General features: G+C 41.5%; 17 protein-coding genes. 8 read left to right on the top strand and 9 right to left on the bottom strand.

Annotation, left to right across the window (positions count from 1 at the left end):
• The first annotated feature begins 42 nt into the window (after positions 1–42).
• The 6 genes from L4D20_RS10960 to L4D20_RS10935 all read left to right on the top strand — a co-directional run bounded on the left by L4D20_RS10960 (position 43) and on the right by L4D20_RS10935 (position 3,009).
• A complete protein-coding gene (locus L4D20_RS10960) occupies positions 43–294 on the top strand; it encodes a hypothetical protein (RefSeq protein ID WP_428801606.1) in 252 nt (83 codons plus the stop codon).
• A gap of 84 nt (positions 295–378) precedes the next feature.
• Positions 379–927, top strand: coding sequence for a septation protein A (locus L4D20_RS10955; protein ID WP_428801605.1), 549 nt, complete (start codon positions 379–381; stop codon positions 925–927).
• A 118-nt stretch (positions 928–1,045) separates the two neighbouring features.
• Positions 1,046–1,435: an acyl-CoA thioester hydrolase YciA gene (gene yciA, locus L4D20_RS10950; protein WP_428801604.1), complete on the top strand. Its 390-nt coding sequence runs from the start codon at positions 1,046–1,048 to the stop codon at positions 1,433–1,435.
• Between the two features lie 107 nt (positions 1,436–1,542).
• Positions 1,543–1,839, top strand: a complete 297-nt coding sequence (locus L4D20_RS10945; RefSeq protein ID WP_428801603.1) for a YciI family protein — start codon at positions 1,543–1,545, stop codon at positions 1,837–1,839.
• Between the two features lies 1 nt (position 1,840).
• Positions 1,841–2,224, top strand: a complete 384-nt coding sequence (locus tag L4D20_RS10940) for a GspS/AspS pilotin family protein (protein ID WP_428801602.1) — start codon at positions 1,841–1,843, stop codon at positions 2,222–2,224.
• A 227-nt stretch (positions 2,225–2,451) separates the two neighbouring features.
• A complete protein-coding gene (locus tag L4D20_RS10935) occupies positions 2,452–3,009 on the top strand; it encodes a VC2662 family protein (RefSeq protein ID WP_428801601.1) in 558 nt (185 codons plus the stop codon).
• 115 nt (positions 3,010–3,124) lie between these two features.
• Here L4D20_RS10935 and metE read toward each other — a convergent pair whose 3' ends face one another.
• Positions 3,125–5,464, bottom strand: coding sequence for a 5-methyltetrahydropteroyltriglutamate--homocysteine S-methyltransferase (metE, locus tag L4D20_RS10930; protein ID WP_428801600.1), 2,340 nt, complete (start codon positions 5,462–5,464; stop codon positions 3,125–3,127).
• Between the two features lie 258 nt (positions 5,465–5,722).
• Between metE and metR the strand changes: the two genes are divergently transcribed.
• Positions 5,723–6,634: an HTH-type transcriptional regulator MetR gene (metR, locus tag L4D20_RS10925; RefSeq protein WP_428801599.1), complete on the top strand. Its 912-nt coding sequence runs from the start codon at positions 5,723–5,725 to the stop codon at positions 6,632–6,634.
• A gap of 99 nt (positions 6,635–6,733) precedes the next feature.
• On the opposite strand, the gene L4D20_RS10920 is transcribed toward metR, so the two are convergent.
• The 4 genes from L4D20_RS10920 to L4D20_RS10905 form a co-directional block, all read right to left on the bottom strand.
• Positions 6,734–6,934, bottom strand: coding sequence for a DUF4250 domain-containing protein (locus L4D20_RS10920; protein ID WP_428801598.1), 201 nt, complete (start codon positions 6,932–6,934; stop codon positions 6,734–6,736).
• A 78-nt stretch (positions 6,935–7,012) separates the two neighbouring features.
• Complete coding sequence (locus L4D20_RS10915; RefSeq protein ID WP_428801597.1) at positions 7,013–7,693, bottom strand: hypothetical protein; 681 nt, start codon at positions 7,691–7,693, stop codon at positions 7,013–7,015.
• A gap of 94 nt (positions 7,694–7,787) precedes the next feature.
• On the bottom strand, positions 7,788–10,256 hold the full coding sequence (locus L4D20_RS10910) for an EAL domain-containing protein (RefSeq protein WP_428801596.1): 2,469 nt from the start codon (positions 10,254–10,256) through the stop codon (positions 7,788–7,790).
• Between the two features lie 76 nt (positions 10,257–10,332).
• Entirely contained in the window at positions 10,333–12,825 is a 2,493-nt protein-coding gene (locus L4D20_RS10905; RefSeq protein WP_428801595.1) for a sensor domain-containing phosphodiesterase, read from the bottom strand.
• Between the two features lie 238 nt (positions 12,826–13,063).
• On the opposite strand from L4D20_RS10905, the gene L4D20_RS10900 reads away from it, so the two are divergent.
• On the top strand, positions 13,064–15,424 hold the full coding sequence (locus tag L4D20_RS10900; protein ID WP_428801594.1) for a YgiQ family radical SAM protein: 2,361 nt from the start codon (positions 13,064–13,066) through the stop codon (positions 15,422–15,424).
• Between the two features lie 135 nt (positions 15,425–15,559).
• Here L4D20_RS10900 and L4D20_RS10895 read toward each other — a convergent pair whose 3' ends face one another.
• The 4 genes from L4D20_RS10895 to L4D20_RS10880 are packed head-to-tail and all read right to left on the bottom strand — an operon-like array spanning position 15,560 to position 19,592.
• Positions 15,560–17,182: an EAL domain-containing protein gene (locus L4D20_RS10895; RefSeq protein ID WP_428801593.1), complete on the bottom strand. Its 1,623-nt coding sequence runs from the start codon at positions 17,180–17,182 to the stop codon at positions 15,560–15,562.
• Positions 17,179–18,255, bottom strand: a complete 1,077-nt coding sequence (locus tag L4D20_RS10890) for a protein-glutamate methylesterase/protein-glutamine glutaminase (RefSeq protein ID WP_428801592.1) — start codon at positions 18,253–18,255, stop codon at positions 17,179–17,181. The genes L4D20_RS10895 and L4D20_RS10890 overlap by 4 nt, the downstream gene beginning before the upstream one ends.
• Positions 18,248–19,054 carry a CheR family methyltransferase gene (locus L4D20_RS10885; protein WP_428801591.1) on the bottom strand — a complete coding sequence of 269 codons (807 nt, stop codon included), beginning with the start codon at positions 19,052–19,054 and terminating at the stop codon, positions 18,248–18,250. Before L4D20_RS10885 ends, L4D20_RS10890 begins: the two co-directional genes overlap by 8 nt.
• A 4-nt stretch (positions 19,055–19,058) precedes the next feature.
• Positions 19,059–19,592: a chemotaxis protein CheW gene (locus tag L4D20_RS10880; protein WP_428801590.1), complete on the bottom strand. Its 534-nt coding sequence runs from the start codon at positions 19,590–19,592 to the stop codon at positions 19,059–19,061.
• Between the last annotated feature and the right edge of the window lie 2 nt (positions 19,593–19,594).

Genomic DNA, 19,594 nt, shown 5'->3' with positions numbered 1-19,594 from the left:
CCACTTGCTCTTCAGCAGCAACTTAGATTAGGAGCAGTTGTTATGGACATTCATCGACATACTTACTATGGCTTAATCCATCATGGGATTAAAACGTTACTCGTTGATCGTATTGGGCATTTTACTGAAATGGAATACCACGAATACTTGAACTTGATGACGGGTAAATCGTGTTGCTTTTCCATGAGCGATGCAGAGCTAAGGTCGGCAGTAGATAACCTACGTAACGAAGGGTATTTGGAAGATATGAAGCGACTGATCCCAAGGCTGCAAACGAGTGGAATGGAAAGATAGCCGCATAGATTAATCATCATCGGTTTAGTATTTCCGCTGTTTTCGTTAAACTGTAGCCAATTATGATTTGGAAGACATACACCAATGAAGCAGCTGATTGATTTTATTCCACTAATAATATTTTTTGCGTTATATAAAATGCAGGATATCTATGTAGCAACAGGTGCTTTGATTATCGCTTCTGCTGTTCAAATAATTGTTACATACATATTGTATAAAAAAGTCGAAAAGATGCAGCTCATCACTTTTATAATGGTGGCAATATTTGGTGGCATGACGATTTTCCTACACGATGACAACTTTATAAAATGGAAAGTCACGATTGTATACGCGGTGTTTGCAACCGGACTTGCAGTGAGTCATTTAATTGGCAAGTCGGTTATCAAAGGAATGCTCGCAAAAGAGCTGACATTGCCAGAAAAAGTATGGGCGAATATTACTTGGGCATGGGTTGGTTTTTTCAGCTTCTGCGCACTACTTAATATCTATGTTGCTTATGAGATGCCATTAGATTTTTGGGTGAACTTTAAAGTATTCGGTCTACTTGCTGCCACGTTTGGCTACACTATTCTCACCGGTATTTATGTCTACAAGTACATGCCGAAAGAGCAAGATAACTCTTCAAAACTGTAGTGCTGTCTACATACTTTCAATTTGGTACAATCGCTTCGTTCCAGTTCTAATATTCTAAATCAGCGACCTTTGGGGTCGCTGTGTTGTTTCAGAAATACTAATTATTCAAGGTAAAACCATGTCAGATGCACCTATAGGCCAACTACTTACTCGAACTCTTGCCATGCCAAGCGACTGTAACGCAAATGGAGACATTTTCGGTGGTTGGATTATGTCTCAACTCGATTTAGCTGGGGGCATTCTTGCTAAAGAGATCTCAGGTGGCCGTATCGTTACCGTTTCTGTTTCTAGCATCACGTTTAAAAAGCCTGTAAAAGTGGGTGACGTTGTTTGTGTATACGGTGAATGTACGAAAATAGGTCGTACCTCCATGAGCATTGACCTTGCTGTTTGGGTTAAGCCTGTCAAAGAAAATGGTGTGGGAGAACGGTTTATGGTCTGTGATGCAACCTTCAACTACGTTGCAATTGATACAAATGGAAAACCTCGCGCTATTACCAAAGCTTAAACTCACATTACCATCACATTGTTGCTGGAAAATCCTGTTACTTTCGGTACATTGGTTTTCAATAAAGCATTCCCAATGTAATTAATCACTCTTTATAAGGACATACTATGTGGTACGTTATTTTCTCAACTGATGTTGAAAACTCTCTTGAAAAACGACTTTCTGTTCGCCCACAGCATTTAGAGCGCCTTCAAACGCTTCAAGATGAAGGTCGCCTTCTCACAGCAGGCCCTATGCCCGCTATAGATTCTGAGAATCCGGCTGAAGCGGGCTTTACTGGTTCTACCGTTATTGCTGAGTTTGATTCTCTTCAAGATGCTCAATCTTGGGCAGACGCCGATCCATATATTGATGCCGGTGTTTATGCCAACGTTGTTGTAAAGCCGTTTAAAAAAGTATTTTAAAATGCGTAGATTTCTCATCGGTTGTCTGGTTTCACTAACACTATTAGGCTGTTCTTCAAATGCCGAGCAGCAGCGTCATCTTGAGCTGCTTGCAAACAATAGAGCAAGCGTGTTGAGCGCAGAACTACCTTTAGAGCATGGTCCACTCTCGATCATGCGTGCCAATGCAAAAGGCACAACCATTGAAATCATGATGGTCTATAACGATGATGCTCGGGGTGCTAAGCCTATTCAGCAAGTCATCAACATGAGCATAAATAGCTATTGTGAAAATCCAGAAGTGAAGAGTAATTTGGAAGTCGGAATCAGCTATCGTATTAAAATGCGTAATAGTCGAGGCCAGCTCGTCATTGATCAATACATTGACAATAGCACTTGTAAATAGGCAGTACTTCTAAAATAGATAGTACTTGTCAATTACGGAGCAATATACGAACAAGATGAAATGATACGCTATCGTTTCATCTGTGATACGCATTCAACCCAACTCACTGATAGACTTGCATACTCTACATTACGCATATAGAGTATGCGAGTCAGATCGCATCTATTGCCCCTTGTTTGTACAAGCGTCAATTGAAAATTATAAAAACTCATAGTTTGGAGTCCCCCATGAAAAAAATCGTTTCTGCTCTAGCTGTAACAGCAGCGCTTACTTCTTCGGTTGCCTTTGCTTCTACCCCAGTAATGTTCTCATCTATTAATAACTTTAACGCCCCAGACGAAAACGCTGTTGGCGGCGTTCGTGTTGCTGCGCTTTACGGTCAAGTTAATGAAGTTAAAGGTGTGGATCTAGCAATTGTTGGTCTTTCAGAAACTAATAACACAACTGGTGTAAACCTGGGTATTTTCGGCGCTTCAAAAGTTAACGAATCAATGACAGGTGCATCTTTAGGTTTCTTTAACTGGAATACTGGCTCAACACTGGGTGCAAACGTTGGTGCTGTAAACGTAACTAATGATGTTAAAGGTGCAAACGTAAGTTTTGTAAACTACTCAGAAGGTAACACTATGGTTGATGTTGGTGCAGCTAACTTGTCTGAGACATCAACAGTGCAAGTCGGCATCTTCAACAAAACATCAAAAATTGAGGGTGTTCAGATCGGTCTGATCAACTGTGCTGATAACGGATTCTTCAAGTGTTTCCCTATCATCAACTTTGCTAAGTAGCTCTGATTTTTCTAAGTTAGCGTTTTTCTAAGTTAGATATCTTACTTTCAAAAGTTGATAAAAATGCCGCTATTAATAGCGGCATTTTTAGTTTCATTTCAAAGCCACTCTAAAGCTATACCGCTTCAGTCCACTCTTTACGTAACGACTTCGCCGCTGACACTAGGTTCGTTAATGCTTGCTCAGTTTCAGGCCAGTTTCGTGTTTTCAAACCGCAATCTGGATTTGCCCATAAACGCTCTGCTGGAATCTTCTCTGCTGCTTTTTTAAGTAGATCTTGAATCCACTCTTCCGATGGAATATTTGGTGAATGAATATCATAGACACCCGGACCAATTTCATTTGGATAGTTAAACTCTTCAAATGCTCTCAGTAGTTCCATATTTGAGCGAGAGGTTTCGATGGTGATCACATCTGCATCTAACGCTGCTACTGAATCAATGATCTCATTGAACTCGCTGTAACACATGTGAGTATGTATTTGAGTCTCAGGTTTTGCACTAGCCGCTGAGATTTTAAAAGCGTCTACCGCCCACTCTAGGTACTCTTTATGATCTTGCTTCTTAAGTGGTAGCCCTTCACGAATCGCTGGTTCATCAATTTGAATTATGTTGATCCCCGCATCTTGTAGGTCAGACACTTCGTCACGCAATGCGAACGCCAATTGCTGGGCGATTTTTTTACGTGAGATATCTTCACGGGGGAAAGTCCAACATAGGATTGTTACAGGCCCTGTAAGCATCCCTTTCATTTTCTTCGATGTTAGAGACTGCGCATAGGTCGTCCAACCCACACTGATTGGCTGTTCACGCTCAATATCGGCAACCACAATTGCAGGTTTAACACAACGAGAGCCATAACTTTGTACCCAACCAAACTTAGTTGTTTGGAACCCAGATAAGTTCTCTGCGAAATACTCAACCATGTCGTTGCGTTCAGCTTCACCGTGCACCAAAACATCTAAATCTAACGCTTCTTGACGTTTTACAGCATCAGCAATATGACCTTTCAGCGCTTGATTATATTCCGTATCGGTTAACTGGCCCTTTTTATGTGCACTACGTTGAGCACGAATTTCACCAGTTTGCGGGAAAGAGCCAATTGTTGTTGTTGGTAGTAAAGGTAAACCAAGCACATTTGCTTGATGTTGAGCACGTGTAGCATACTCTTCACTTCGCTCAGCTAATGCTTTGGTAATGCTATTAATGCGTACTTCCACTTGCGGTTTGTTTACTGCAGTTGATGAACGCCTGGCTACAATTGGCTGGCTATAAGTGTCACAAGCTAGCACCGCATTACTGTCTCCATCAAGTGCTGCGGCAAGTAGTGTTACCTCATCTACTTTCTGTTTTGCAAAAGCAAACCAAGAGCGAACATCTTCACTTAAGTCAGATTCCAACTCTAAATCAACTGGGCTGTGAAGCAGAGAGCACGATGTACCAATCCATAGACGCTCACCTAACTGCACTTTGACTGGCTCTAAACGTTCAATTAAGGCGCTTAAATCGGCTCGCCATACGTTACGGCCATTAATCACACCAGCAGATAGAACCCAATCTTGCGGCAGTTTAGAAAGAACAAGATCAAGCTGCTCTGGTGCGGCTGATAAATCAACGTGTAGTCCCTGAACTGGAAGCTCTACAATTTTGTCAATGGTATCAACGACAGAGTCAAAATACGTGGTAAGCAGTAGTTTTACATCACCTTGAATCACTTGATAGGCTAGTTTGAAAGAGTTTAACCATTTCTCTTCTAACTCAAGCGATAAAATTGGCTCATCAATTTGTACCCATTCAACGCCAAGACCCGCTAGTTTTGACAAGATTGCTTGATAAGCCGTAAGTAAACGCGGCAATAATGTTAAACGATCAAAGCCTGGCTCAACTTCTTTACCTAGGTATAGATAGCTCAAAGGACCAAGCAGAACAGGTTTGACTTTGTGGCCCGCTTTAATCGCTTCATTCACCTCTTCAAACAGCTGTGGCCAACTGACTTCGAAACTATCGTCTTGGCTAAACTCTGGCACAATATAGTGGTAATTGGTATTAAACCATTTCGTCATATCAGACGCGGCATTTCCGCTCTCCTCTTTTACTTCGCTATTCCCATGAGCACTACCGCATCCACACGTATTGCTAGAATGATTTTGAGACTGGCCACGACCCACCTTAAACAGGGTGTCCAAATCAGGAAAGCCATTGTTATGACGCTTAGGCGTATGGCCCAACAGTAATGTTGTGGTTAGCACATGGTCATACCATGCAAAATCCCCTGCTGTGGCAAAGCTTAACTTTGCGTTCTTTTGGAGCTGCCAATTATTCTGGCGAAGTGACGAGCCAACTTCTTTCAGTGCTTTTTGGTCGATCTCTCCACGCCAGTACTGCTCTAATGCAAATTTAAGCTCTCGTTTTTCGCCAATACGTGGGTAACCTAGTATGTGAGTCGTTGTTGTCATGTCCATATTCCTTTTGGTTATTATTTTGCTAAGCAATTCGATTTAGCCTTTAGTCTCTCTAGAATTGAAACCTAGAAGAGCTCTGGATGGCCAAACTATCTCGTTTTTCACAAACATGAACAATCTCCAATTATTCAACTTGTTTATTAATAATTCTCATGTATCCAAACCAATATAGCCATCTAGATGTTTACACTGCTATTGATTAAAGGTAGATTAGAGTTACTAATGACTATTCAAGGAAGATGAGAGGACCTCATGATTGAGCTAAAACATTTGCGTACACTCACCTCGCTAAGAGAAACAGGATCGTTAACCGCAACGGCGACTGCACTGCATTTAACTCAGTCTGCGTTGTCTCATCAGATAAAGGATTTGGAATCTCGGATTGGAGGACAACTGTTTTTACGAAAAACACGTCCTGTTAAATTCACTTCAGAAGGTGAAATATTGCTGAAAGTAGCAAATGAGGTGTTGCCTCAGCTCGCACGAGCTGAAAATGAGCTTGCTAGTTTAAAAGAGGATGTGAATGGTCGATTACATATGGCCATTGAATGCCACTCTTGCTTTCAATGGTTAATGCCTGCCTTAAAGGAGTATCAAATTGCGTGGCCTAGTGTCACCCTTGATTTTTCATCTGGTTTTGGCTTTGAACCTCTACCTGCGCTGATGGCCGGAGAGTTAGATCTAGTAATCACCTCTGATATCCAACCTAGGTCTGAAGTTCATTATGAACCACTGTTTGACTTTGAAATGCGCCTCATTACGTCCACGACTCACCCTCTTGCAAACAAAGATTTCATCGAACCACAAGATATTAGTGATCAAACCATGCTCTCTTATCCCGTACAAAAGCAACGGCTTGATATCGTAAAGCATTTCCTACAACCCGCTAATATTGAGCCTCAAAAGTGGAAACAGGCAGATAATACGTTAATGCTTGTACAAATGGTCTCGGCTGGTTTAGGCGTTGCTGCACTCCCAAACTGGGCAATCAGTGAGTTTTCTCGACAAGGGCTAATTAGTAGCAAGCCATTAGGTGAAGGCCTTTGGCGCAGATTGTTTGCTGCTACCCGAAATTCTGAAAAAGATAAACGCTATCTACAAGCGTTCTTTTCAACGGCCAGACTACAATGTAAAAGCCACCTTGACGGAATCAAGATGGCTTAATCGTTATTAACCGAAAAACAATAACAATAGTTAGGCTAGTATTTATTGCCTACTACTACATGAGCCGATCAAAAGCGTATGAATTCGTTATGGACCAATTTAACGTTCGTACGCTTTAAACTGGTTAGTTAATGGATCGTATTGATAGCCCAACACATCCAACTTCCCAACCAAGTTTTCTACATCCATTTCATACATGCTCACTAGCTCTTCAAAGCTATCGCACTCTATGCGTAATTTTTCATTAACGATACTAAGAAGAATGACGCTATCAAAACGGGATACATTGCTAAGATCCATCACTACGCTCCTCTAGTTCTAAACTCAACAGACTCTAAAAGCGTAGCTGCTATTTTCCAAATATGACGTGATTAAGCTCTAAACTGTCACTAATCCTGACGAAACTGTACTCGCACTTAAGAGCAGTAAAAGACTCACAGTTAACTGCGCTTTATTCACCTCTTTATCCGTCAATAGGTGCCAACATGATACGGCGACACCAAAAAGCAACAGTACAAATAGAGCCACGAGGGGGCTCAGTATCATTGTAAGTTGAGATTCATCTAGCCCATAAATTGTAACCAATGAACAAACAACGAATGCCATAGCCGCTATAACTCCAGCCACAGGTAATACTTTATGAAAAGCTTGTAAACGCGTGCGCGCAACCGTAAGCAATAGATGAGAAAAACTTGCACCTAACAAAAAAATCAACACGAAATAAGCAATAGACTGTGAAAGTTCTGCTTGTTGGCTAACTTGAATCCCAACAAATGAGAGAGCCAAACCGTTGGCGAGATACAACAACCAAATAGGACCTGCATTACGTGTTTTCCCTGTTTGAACTTGCGAGTAAAAATAGAAAATCGCAAATACCACCATAAATACTTCAATTTGCAGTGAAGCAACGGCTAACCATAGTACGCCAATTACAGGTAATGTTTTATGGATACGGCCACGCTGCCCGGGGCAAATATCAGCTTTAACTAAAATGATGGTTAATACTAACTGCGCGCCCAAGAGCATGGCAGGAAAGAGAGAAAGTAGATGATGTACCATAATATCCGCTATTAAAATTGAACAACATATATGTATGGTGGAGATAATAGCAGACTTGCTTTAATTAACTCTACTTTAACAACGCTAAGTGACGTTACATTGCAGCAAAATATTTGAGAAGGTCTTGATGTGTTATAACGCCAAGATATGCCCCCATCTCACCAGTGATCACCCATGGTGGTTGCGCACCTTGTGCTAATAGTAAGGCTATGTCAGACACTTTTGTCGCATAGGGAACCCGGATTATATCTGTTCGCATAACTTGGTTTAAAGGTTTATTCCAAATAGCTAAGTCTTTGGTAGTTTCTATTTTTGTACCCAACGTTGGCGATAGATAATAATTCAGATTTTCTCTATCAACCAAGCCAATACAAGTTTCACCGTCCACAATAGGTAAAACGTCTAGATTCAAGCGATGAGAGTCAAAGAACTCTTTGGCCTTTTTGATCGTATCTTGGGGCTGTAACGTCGGTACATGCAGTTGAGATAAACTTAATATTCCAACACCACGCACGCTCGATTTTCGGCTAAGGAAGTCTTCCAATTGACTTTGATAACTCCACGCTTCATGAAGCTCATTGAGCGGGAGTGGTTTTGAAAAGAAATAGCCTTGTATATAGTCAATGCCGATGCCACACAATACTTCTAGCTCTTGTCTTGTTTCTACTCCTTCCGCGACCACTTTTACGTCGAGCGTATGGGAAAGCTCTGTGATCATTTTAACGATATGATATTTGTGAGACCCCACTTTTATATCTATTACAAACTCTCTATCAATCTTGAGCAGATCAAAGTTACAATCACTTAAGTAAGTAAATGAAGAGTATCCCGTTCCAAAATCATCAATGGCAACGCTCACACCGTGCTGACGAATATTTTTAATTAAAGACGATTGGCTAGATTCACTATCGAAATAAGCACTTTCTGTTAATTCAATGGTAATAAGATTTGGTGTTTTCGCGTAGTCTTCAATCATTACTTCAGCGCTTTTTAAAACAGCTTCAGCGCCAAGTTGTGTATTGAGTGAGCGATTGATGGTTAAGCCAATATTTGGGCCAAATCGTTGTTGGATATCAACTAAATCTTGCAGAGCCCGTGTGCCAACACACCAATCTAAATCCGAGACAAGCCCCATATCTTCAGCTATAGCAACCATATCTTGTGTATTCTCTAATTGCCCTTTTTCATCTCGGAAGCGGCATAACGCTTCAAATTTAACGACGTCCCAAGTATGGGTATCAACAATCGGTTGATAGAACACTTCAATACGTTTTTGTTTAATTGAACTGATTAAGAGATCTTCCCGCTCTTTTCTACGTAGCACTTCCCGATGGATAGCTCCGTGATAGAAGGTGATCATCCCTTTCGCTTGTGAACTTCGCTCTAACATGGCTTGAATGGCATGTGGCACAAGTAGCTTAGGATTATACGTATCATGGCCTAAAACAGAGACGCCGACTTTCCCTTGAACGATCGCCTCATGAATATCTTTACCTGCACTTTGATTTAATGAACTAAAGAACTGTCGTATCGTCTGATGAATCAAACGCACCTGACTAGGCCCTGCTACCTTTTCACACTCCAAAGCCGCAACGAAATGGTTGTTACCCAAATACCCGACTAAGAAACTTTGGCGGTTTTTGTCTAGTTCCTCAGACAAACGAGACTTCATTTCAAACTCGTCACCACTCGCAAAGTTTGGCACGAACGCTAATGCCATCACTATTTTTTCTTCACCACAATCCATCCAATGATTCGCAACACGTTTGATAAACTGAGATTCAGTTGGAAGTTGTGTTAGCAGCTCAACACCACCATGTTCTATATCAGCAACTCGATACAAATGGGTTGATAGATCTACGAACCACTCCAAATAAAACACACGTTCACGAATCACAATCTTTTGAATTGTTAACTCTTGGGGGATAATTTGACCTTCTGCCGTTTGAATGAGTATCACCCCACTCCAGTACCCTTTTTCAGTGACCTCTTTCCACAAAAAGTGGTAAAACTTCTCACTGTGTTTGGCAGAGTTAATGCTGTTTATTGATTTTCCTACTAAGTGAAGATTTGAATACCCTGTGTGTTGTTCAAAATACTCATTAACCAATAAGACGCTACGCTCACTGTCAGTAATCACAATGCCATGGTGTGGATTATCTAAGATCTGTTTAAATAGTGAGGCGAACGTTTGCCCTGTTGAAGGGATTGAAAGCAATGGATACAGCTTTCCTTCTACGGTTTTTCCACTGCTTGGAAATATTTGAAACTCCGCATAGCAAACTTTCCCTTTGTCTAATGAGAAGCTGCAAGCGTATTTTTGTGACGAATGGTGACGACAACTACGGGAGATTTTTTTAAATAGGTTCTCTTGATCTTCAAAGCTTAAGCACGACAGCAAGCCATTTCGAGTCAATGGTGGCAAACGAGAAGCGAACACTTTTTCACACTGCTCTCGGTCGACTTCAAACGTTTGTTCATTAATATGCCATAGCCAATCAACATGCGGTAATTGGCTATGGGTTATCAATGAAGAAAGATCATCAACCAGTGATTGCGCCACATTAGCACCTATATTTGGGATATGGATACTATTAACCGTAGGACAAAAATCAGTAACTGACAGTTATATTAGTTAACTATATTTGTAATAAATAGTTCATGACTGCTTCGGCTTCAACAATCCCTTTATAGCCACCTAGCTCATCGACTAAAACCCAAGGAAAAGGTGTTTTTTCTTCCAACAGTCGATCCAACTCTGTTAATGATAAACAGTAATCCAATTTGGAAAATTCAGTCCGCATTAATTGATTAACGGGCCGTCGCCAAATCGCCGCTTCTTTATTGCTTTCCAAGTCGGTGCCCATCTGTGGAGTCATGTGGAGGTTAACTTCCGATCTAGAGACGACACCCACACATTTTTTATTGATAACAATCGGGAACGTTAAAGTTGAGTTCGTCCCAATGATGTCATTGACTGATGACAGTGGCATATTAGGCTCCAGCATGGCAAGAGACTGCGATGCTAGGACGACAAGGGTATTCGCCTCCTTCATTTTTTTAAACTCTTCCAGCTCTTTTGCTAACGTCATTCTGTAATCTAATGTTTTCGCTATATTTTCAATTCCTACGGGTTTTGAAAATAGGTATCCCTGCATAAAATCAATCCCAATAGCTTTGAGTACATTAAGCTCATTGATTGTTTCGACCCCTTCTGCGATCACTTTAATGCCTAACGTATGTGAAAGGTCGGTGATCATTTTAACGATATGGTACTGGTGAGAACCTTTTTTAATATTTTGAACGAAATCTCGGTCAATTTTCAATGTGTCGAAATGTCGGTCACGTAGATAACTAAATGATGAATAGCCGGTACCAAAATCATCAATAGCGATGCCTACCCCTTTATCTCGTATGCGTTGCAACGCTTCACCTTGTTTCGCACTGCTTTCAAAATATGCACTTTCAGTTAACTCAATAGTGATCGACTCAAAACTGTCAGCGTACTGCTCTAACATGTCTGACGTTTCCTGAAGCACGTGTTCGGTTCCCAAAGGAGTATTCAAAGAACGATTTATCGTTAGTCCAATCCCTTCCCCACATATCGCTCTGATGCTGGCCAAATCGCCTAATGCGATGATACCAACGGCGGTATCGAGCTGAGGGATCAGCTCCAAGTCTTCCGCCAGATTAACCATTTCTTGAGTGGTAAAATCAATGGTATCAACGGGAGTAAATCGACAAAGTGCTTCAAATTTTGAAATTTGCCATGTGGCAACATTAATAATTGGTTGATAGTGAACGCTAAGGTGCTGGTTTTCTATCGCCTCTCTGACGATAACTTCAAGCTGTTTTTTTCGTTCCAATTCTTGGTGTGTTTTACTGTGATAGAAGCTGATACTGGTTTGCCCATTTTTCTGGCTCTCCATCATCGCTTGCATAGAGTGTGCAATAGAGCGCTTTGGAATATCAGTGTCGTAACCAATGATAGACACTCCGATACGCCCATTGACTACACTATTATGTATCTGTTTCCCTGCTTCTGATTTCACTTCTTGAAAAAACAGGCGAATAGACTTCATCAATGCCCGTTGAGTACTAATTTTATTTTGAGAGACACTTTCAACACACACAATAAATACGCCACTAGAGAGATAGCCCGCTAAGCTGCTGTAACGACTTCGAGATAAGGTATCAGAGAAAGCTTGGCGATATTCTAATAGGCTCATTTCAGAGAAGTCAGGTTGTAGCGCAATGACTATTTTTTTACTCTCGACGGTATTTGAACAGCAAAGTTCTTCCAGTAACTCGGTAAATTTTTCTTTAGTTGGCAACTGAGTTAAGAGCTCAACGCCCCCTAGCCCTTTATCAGCGATACGAAATAGCTGATTAGACAGGTCGACCGCCATACCAAGATAATAAACTTTGCCATTACTTAGATTTATTTTCTGAATCGTCAACTCTTGAGGATTGATCGAGCCTGAGGCATGGCGACTCAATATATTCCCTGTCCAATGCCCTTCCTCACCGATCTTACGCCACATTTCTTGATAGAACTCATCAGAGTGTTTACCTGCATTGAAAATGTTCGTTCTCAATCCAAGCATTTCATTTCTATCAAAACCTTTTAACTGTTCGAAATAGCTGTTGCACGTTAATATGCGAGTATCACTGTCTGTCACAATGATGCCATGATGTTTATTCTCAAACAGTACCTGAAATATCTCACACAGATCACTCATTGACGACAAACCAATTAAAGGGCGAAAGGTTCCGCTAATGGCATTATGCTCTGGCTTCTCCATATACACTTCAACCTGAACCAACCCGCCCCCTTTAGGCATTAAAGTGCAATTAAGGTATTCACTTTTCCCAGTTTGCAGCACTCTTACAAGAGCACTTTTCATTTCATTCTGTTGGGGAGCAGGCATGTAATCTAAGATGTCATCCATCGAATGAATCAAGCCAGAACATTGAAGCAAACCTTCAATCATCTCTCTATCAAAATCAAACTCGCGTTTATCTAAATTTAAATGCCACTCATAAGCGACCGAGGAGTTGAATATAATATCGCTACCATGTACACCAACCTCAAGCGATTTACTGTCTAACGCAGTATTCTCAGTTTCCATAATTAGCCTCTCCATAGCCGTTAACGTCTAGCCTTATCGATATAGTATTGACCTATATTTTCTATTCAGCGTTATTTTCTCTCTACATATGAATATAGTTGAAAACCGTAATTATACTGAGGTTAAATTGAAAAGATTCTGACCAATTGTGCTTAATATATTCGCTTGATTTCGACTAAACTAGCTACTCGCTCAACAAGTCGCTATAATCTGCCCTCGCATTTCTAGAGGTTAAAATATGCACAGCAAAATCACACCAATCTTTGAACATAAAAAATACTGGGCAGAGTGTTTTGGAACCGCTCCTTTTCTACCGACGAGTAGAAAAGAGATGGATGAACTTGGTTGGGATAGCTGTGACATCATCATCGTTACCGGAGATGCGTATGTCGACCACCCAAGCTTTGGTATGGCGATCATTGGCCGTTTACTTGAAGCTCAAGGTTTCCGCGTTGGCATCATTGCCCAGCCTGAGTGGAACAACAAAGACGCCTTCATGGAACTGGGTAAGCCAAACTTATTCTTTGGCATAACAGCGGGCAACATGGACTCGATGATCAACCGCTACACATCTGATCGCAAACTACGACACGATGACGCTTATACGCCAAATAATGAAGGTGGAAAACGACCAGATCGCGCAACATTAGTTTATTCTCAACGTTGTCGCGAAGCCTACAAAGGCACACCGATTGTTCTTGGTGGTATTGAAGCCAGCCTACGTCGTGTTGCGCATTATGATTATTGGTCAGACAAAGTTCGTCGCTCTGTATTATTCGATGCAAAAGCAGACATCCTATTATTTGGTAACGCGGAGCGTGCCTTAGTCGAAGTTGCCCACCGCCTTGCCGATGGCGAAGAGATTTCAGATTTAACGAACGTTCGTGGAACAGCGGTTAGCTTGCCAGCCGCTCCTGAGCATTTTAAAATCATCGACTCTTCACGTATTGAAAAACCGAACAAAGCTTATGTTCCGGTTAACCCATACGCAATTGAAACGCAATGTGATACCAAGAAAGATGAAGAACCAAAAGCGCAACCAATCACCGTTCGCCCTTCGCGTCATGATTCTAAAACAACAGCGGTTCGCATTCCTGCTTTTGAAAAGCTAAATAACGATCGTATTTTGTACGCACATGCTAGCCGTATTCTTCACCTAGAAACAAACCCATACTCAGGCCGCGCATTAATTCAGCGCCACGGCGATCGTGAATTGTGGGTTAACCAAGCCCCTATTCCTCTTGCGACAGAAGAGATGGATTACGTATTTGGGCTTTCATACAAGCGTGTCCCGCACCCTATGTATGGAAAAGCAAAAATCCCAGCTTATGACATGATCAAAACTTCAGTGAATATCATGCGTGGTTGTTTTGGAGGTTGTTCATTCTGCTCAATCACAGAACACGAAGGTCGTATCATCCAAAACCGTTCTAAAGAGTCGATTTTGGAAGAGATCGAAGACATTAAAGATAAAGTACCCGGTTTCACAGGTACTATTTCTGACTTAGGCGGCCCCACGGCGAACATGTACCGCTTAGGTTGTTCAGACCCTAAAGCGGAAATTAATTGTCGTCGTCCTTCATGTGTTTTCCCTAAGATCTGTGAGAAGCTTAATACTGACCACCAGCACACTATCGATCTCTATCGCGAAGCGAGAAAGGTTCCGGGTGTGAAGAAGATCATGATCGCATCTGGTGTTCGTTACGACTTAGCTATCGAATCTCCTGAATATGTACGGGAGCTTGTAACCCACCACGTAGGTGGTTATCTAAAGATAGCTCCTGAGCATACTGAAAAAGGCCCTCTGGACCTTATGATGAAGCCAGGCATGGGTACTTACGACCGTTTTAAAGAGATGTTCGAGAAGTACAGTGCTGAAGCAGGTAAAAAGCAATACTTGATCCCTTACTTTATCTCCGCTCACCCGGGAACAGAAGATGAGGATATGCTTAACCTTGCAATGTGGCTGAAAAAACACAATTACGAGTGCGACCAAGTTCAGAACTTCTATCCATCTCCAATGTGTAATGCTACATCTATGTATTACTCAGAGACTAACCCTCTCAAACGCGTTAAATACAAAAAACGTGAAGATGTACCCGTTCCTAAGGGTGATCGCCAGCGTCGTCTGCACAAAGCATTGCTTCGTTACCACGATCCAGACAATTGGAAGATCATTCGTGAAGCGCTAATCAATATGGGTAAAAAACACCTAATTGGTGATAAGCCAAACTGCTTAGTTCCAGAAGAAGATTTGGATGCACGGACTCCAGCCCAACGTAGAAAATCAGGGCGTCATGGTGCAAACCGATTCGCGACTAAACATACCAAAAACCAACCTGGATTTGGCCCTAACCGCTCAACACCGGATGAAGGTAATGGCAATAAAGGCCGTAATTCCAATAACCAAGGCGCAGGAAAAGCAGGCTCAGGTAAGCAAGGTTCTGGGCAGGGGCAAAAGCCAAACCGCGGTGGTAAACCTAGTCAAAATGGGAAGCCAAGTAGTAGCGGTCGACCAAGCCAAGGTGGAAAATCAGGTCAAGGTTCTCAAGGTGATAACCGAAATAATGGTGGGAATAGACCGCCTAAAAGACGTTAAACTTAGTCGTGTTTTAGACCCTAATAACAATGGCTAGCTAGTGCTGGCCAATGTTGTATTTGAAACAGGCGAAATGGAAAGAAGAGACTAGGGTTATGTTCTCTTTTAATGCTAGGTTTTTATTGCCTAACGTTCTCAATCGCTACTTTTGTCCACAACGTAATCAATGAACGCCTTTCCTTCTAGAGGTTTACTAAAGTAGTAACCTTGAATAAATTGAATATTTTTCTCTTTGGCGTAAATTAACTGCTCCATTGTTTCTACCCCTTCAGCAACAACAGGTTTATCTAAGTTTGTAGCCAGTGACGCGATTGAATTAAACACTGTTTGTAATTTTGCATCATCAACCACATGAGTAACAAAGGCTCTATCAATTTTGATCTCGTCAAAGCTCAATCGACATAAGTAGCTCAGGCTCGAAAACCCTGTACCAAAGTCATCAATCGACACTTTAAATCCAAAGGTTTGAAGTTGCTCTAACACTTGATTTACATAATTAAAATTGTCGATTAACGCCGACTCGGTTAACTCTAATTTGATATTTTTAGGGGTAAGTTTAGCCTGCTCTATGGCGAGCAATAATTTATCGACAAAATCCACATCTAATATCTCTACCACACTAATGTTAAGGGCAAACAGAAGTGTATCTGTATCAACACCTTTTGTTTCTAGCTTGGTAATGAGTTCTTGCAGTTTGCGAATATTAAACTGAGTCAAAATTCCTATATCTCCAATTTTCTCTGCTATAGGAATAAACTCGACAGGTGATACCATTTTTCCATTTAACGTCCAGCGAATTAAACACTCAGCACCGGTTACTTTTTCACTGACAGTATCGTGAACTGGTTGAAACAAAACGTAAAATGAATCATCAAGGTTATCTTGACTCACCGCTGCTCGAAACTCAGTTTCAAGATTATTTTGATGCTCTATTTGTTTGGCTAAATCTTCTTGAAACTCCGCTAAACGAACTCGCTCAGACAGCACATCCAATATCGCCATCTCAGCCTTATTTAAACTTTGAGCATGGGAATCTCCGTCTTTTTCAAGGTAGTAACCCAAAGCAACATTACTGAAGAAATGTCGGTTATTGAAATGGAAAGGTGCATTAAGCACGCTGTAAAAACTTTCAACATCAAACTGGACTTCCGGGGGGATAAATATATTAAAGCTGTCCGTTGAGTGTTTACTGCATATTGCGCTTTCTACTTCAGTCGTGACTCGAGCTAATATTTCCATAAAAACGAGATTTGCAACCGCGGTTCCCCAGATCTCATTTATTCGTTGGTAATTACAAATACGGACACAGCACACTAAGCCATGATGGTACTCATTCGAAATCTTCGCTAAGAACGCTTCGCGATATAAAAGGCCGGTATGGGGATCGAGCATCGAAAGTTGGCGATTCAGTCGACGCGTCGTGATGAGTTCCCCTTGTTCAACAGCGTGTAACATACATAAATTACCGTGGTACATTACCGATAGTTTGATCCATTCGACATTTTTATCTGGGTAGCTAATGCCCACTTCAATGTCACTTGTCTTCTGTAGGGTAATCGTTTCACGAAGTAATTGAGGTAAATCGACACGTTGGTATTGATCGTCCACAAACCCAATATCAGCAGCAAACAAACTAGCGCTAATTTGTGTTCGAAATAGTAACTTAGCTTCTGCTGATAAGGACTGAACCATTAAGTCATTATCAATTTCTATGTAAGCTATTTTTAACGCTAACAACTGCTCACTCAACGAATTCATTTATCCACCAACGCCTTTTGAACTTGATAAGGTAACGCGTGAAGGGAAAATACGCCTTTTACGCCACCCTTTGCTATTGCCTCTTTTGGCATGCCAAACACTAAGCTACTTTCTTCATCTTGAGCCAAGGTCATTGCACCGGCTTGACGCAATTCCATCATTCCTTGTGCTCCATCATTACCCATTCCGGTTAAAATCACGCCTATAGCATTTTCTCCGGCTACTTGAGCGGCAGAGCGGAATAAAACATCTACCGATGGCTTATGCCTTGAAACCAACGGCCCATCCTTTAATTCTAGGTAATAATGGCCAGAGTAACAGCCGATCATAAGATGTACCCCTCCTGGCGCTATATATACAAACCCTGATTGAAGGGCCATTTTATCCTCTGCTTCAATCACTTGATGAGCATTTTCGTGATTGAGTCGCTCTGCAAATGCTTTGGTAAATTTTGCAGGCATGTGCTGAACAATGACAATTGGCGGACTACCCATTGGAGTTTTAGCCAAAAATCGAGATACAGCGTCAGTTCCACCAGTGGAAGCCCCAAGAACAATAATACGGTCGACAGACGTCACTTTTTTATGGGTAACTTGCAGCACTACATCCGCAGTGTGCTTCTCTCTATACGCCTCTTCCCCTAGGTAGGTTAACGCTTTTACCTTTACCGTTGCAGCGTGTTTTAAAGCTTTTAAAATACAAGAAACCTCTTGCGAGTGAAGGTAATCAGAAAGGCAGCTCTGTGGCTTATTTATCACTTCAATGGCACCAGAAGAGAGAGCTTCAAGGCTTAAGTTAGGCTTTTCCTCTGTTTTAGAGGAACAAATAACAGTAGGCGTTGGATGTGTTGACATGATCTGCTTCAAAAATGTAATTCCATCCATTTTAGGCATGGCTATGTCGAGTAAAATAACGTCTGGCCACTGCTTATCCATTTTTCTCATTGCCAACAAAGGATCAGGTGCAACACCAATCAGAGTGAGATCTTTGTCAGCATCAACAACCTCTCCAAGCACTTGCCTCATTACCGCCGAGTCATCAACGATAAAGACTTTGAATGGTTCTTTATTCATGGGCCACCTTTCGGTAGATACAATTGTCGATTAACTCTACGTTTGGGTTATCTCGTAAAACATTTTCACTATGTCCTAAAAATAGAAACCCACTAACCTTCAAGGCCGAAAGAATATTGTTCACTATCAGTAGTTGAGTTTCGGTCGGAAAGTAGATCAAAATATTTCTTAAGAAAATAATATCGTAAAGATTATGACCTTTTGATTGCAATAAATTGTGAGACTGAAAATGACAGAAATTTCGTAACGCTTTAATTAACGTGAAGTGGTCAGAAAACGAGCCTACGCCTTTTAAACAATAAGCCCGTCGGTAATGAGATGGTATCTTCTCTGCCAGCGATAAGTCATATTGACACCGCTTCGCTTGTTCAATGGCAAGCTCTGAAATATCAGTCCCTAATAGCGACCACCGACCTGAACCCACCACATTTTGCAATACCATAGCTAGCGTATACGCCTCTTCCCCCGTGGAGCATGCCGCGCTCCAAACTTTAATTTGTCTGGTTTCACATAGACTAGGCAAAAGCCTACATAGCGCTTCAAACTGGTACTCTTCACGGAAAAATGAGGTCTCATGAGTGGTCATTTTGTCGATAAACTGCCAAAACTCCCCCTCTTCACTGTGATCAGCTAGAGACGACAAATATTGATTGAAACTGTCACATTGATTAGTAGCAAGACGAGCCTGAAGACGGTTTTCGACCATGCTCCGTTTATGGCTAGCCAAGTGAATACCAGTATACGCCTCAACCAATTTTTGAATTTGTACAAACTGCTCGTCACTCATTACTTTTGCCATTCCGCTACTCTCTAAAGCGCAGGAGTGATTGCTGATGGCTTAACATCTCTTGATTGATGACTTGGCTATTAAGCAAAACCGGCATATCGAGAATCGGAAATACTTGCCCATGAACTCGAATCATCCGCATAACAAATTGCTCAGGAATATGAGAACCAAACGCCGGCTTATTTGTATTCATGCTGCTGTTAACCATCTCGATAGAACGTACTCGATTGACGATGAGCCCAATTACAACCAATTCTTGAGTTGTTTGATCAGTGTATTCATACAGCACTATACAGCTGAATTTATCGTATTTTTGACTTTGATCCAGCTCTAATCGAATTGCAGCATTAATAACTGGAACGACACTCCCTCGAACATTGATCACGCCATTAATCACATCAGAGCACATCGGTACGGTTGTTATTTGGCATAGCTCTATGACCTCTTTTACTGAGTGGATTGGAATAGCAAAGACCTCATATCCTATATCGACAAACAGAAGCCCCATACCATCTTGTTCGGTGATCTCGTAGTCGAGTAGTTCCGTCACAA

Origin of the sequence: Vibrio kyushuensis, from assembly GCF_050337325.1 — a bacterium.
Taxonomy (GTDB): Bacteria; Pseudomonadota; Gammaproteobacteria; order Enterobacterales; family Vibrionaceae; genus Vibrio; species Vibrio kyushuensis.
This window is presented reverse-complemented; position numbering and strand designations above follow the sequence as displayed.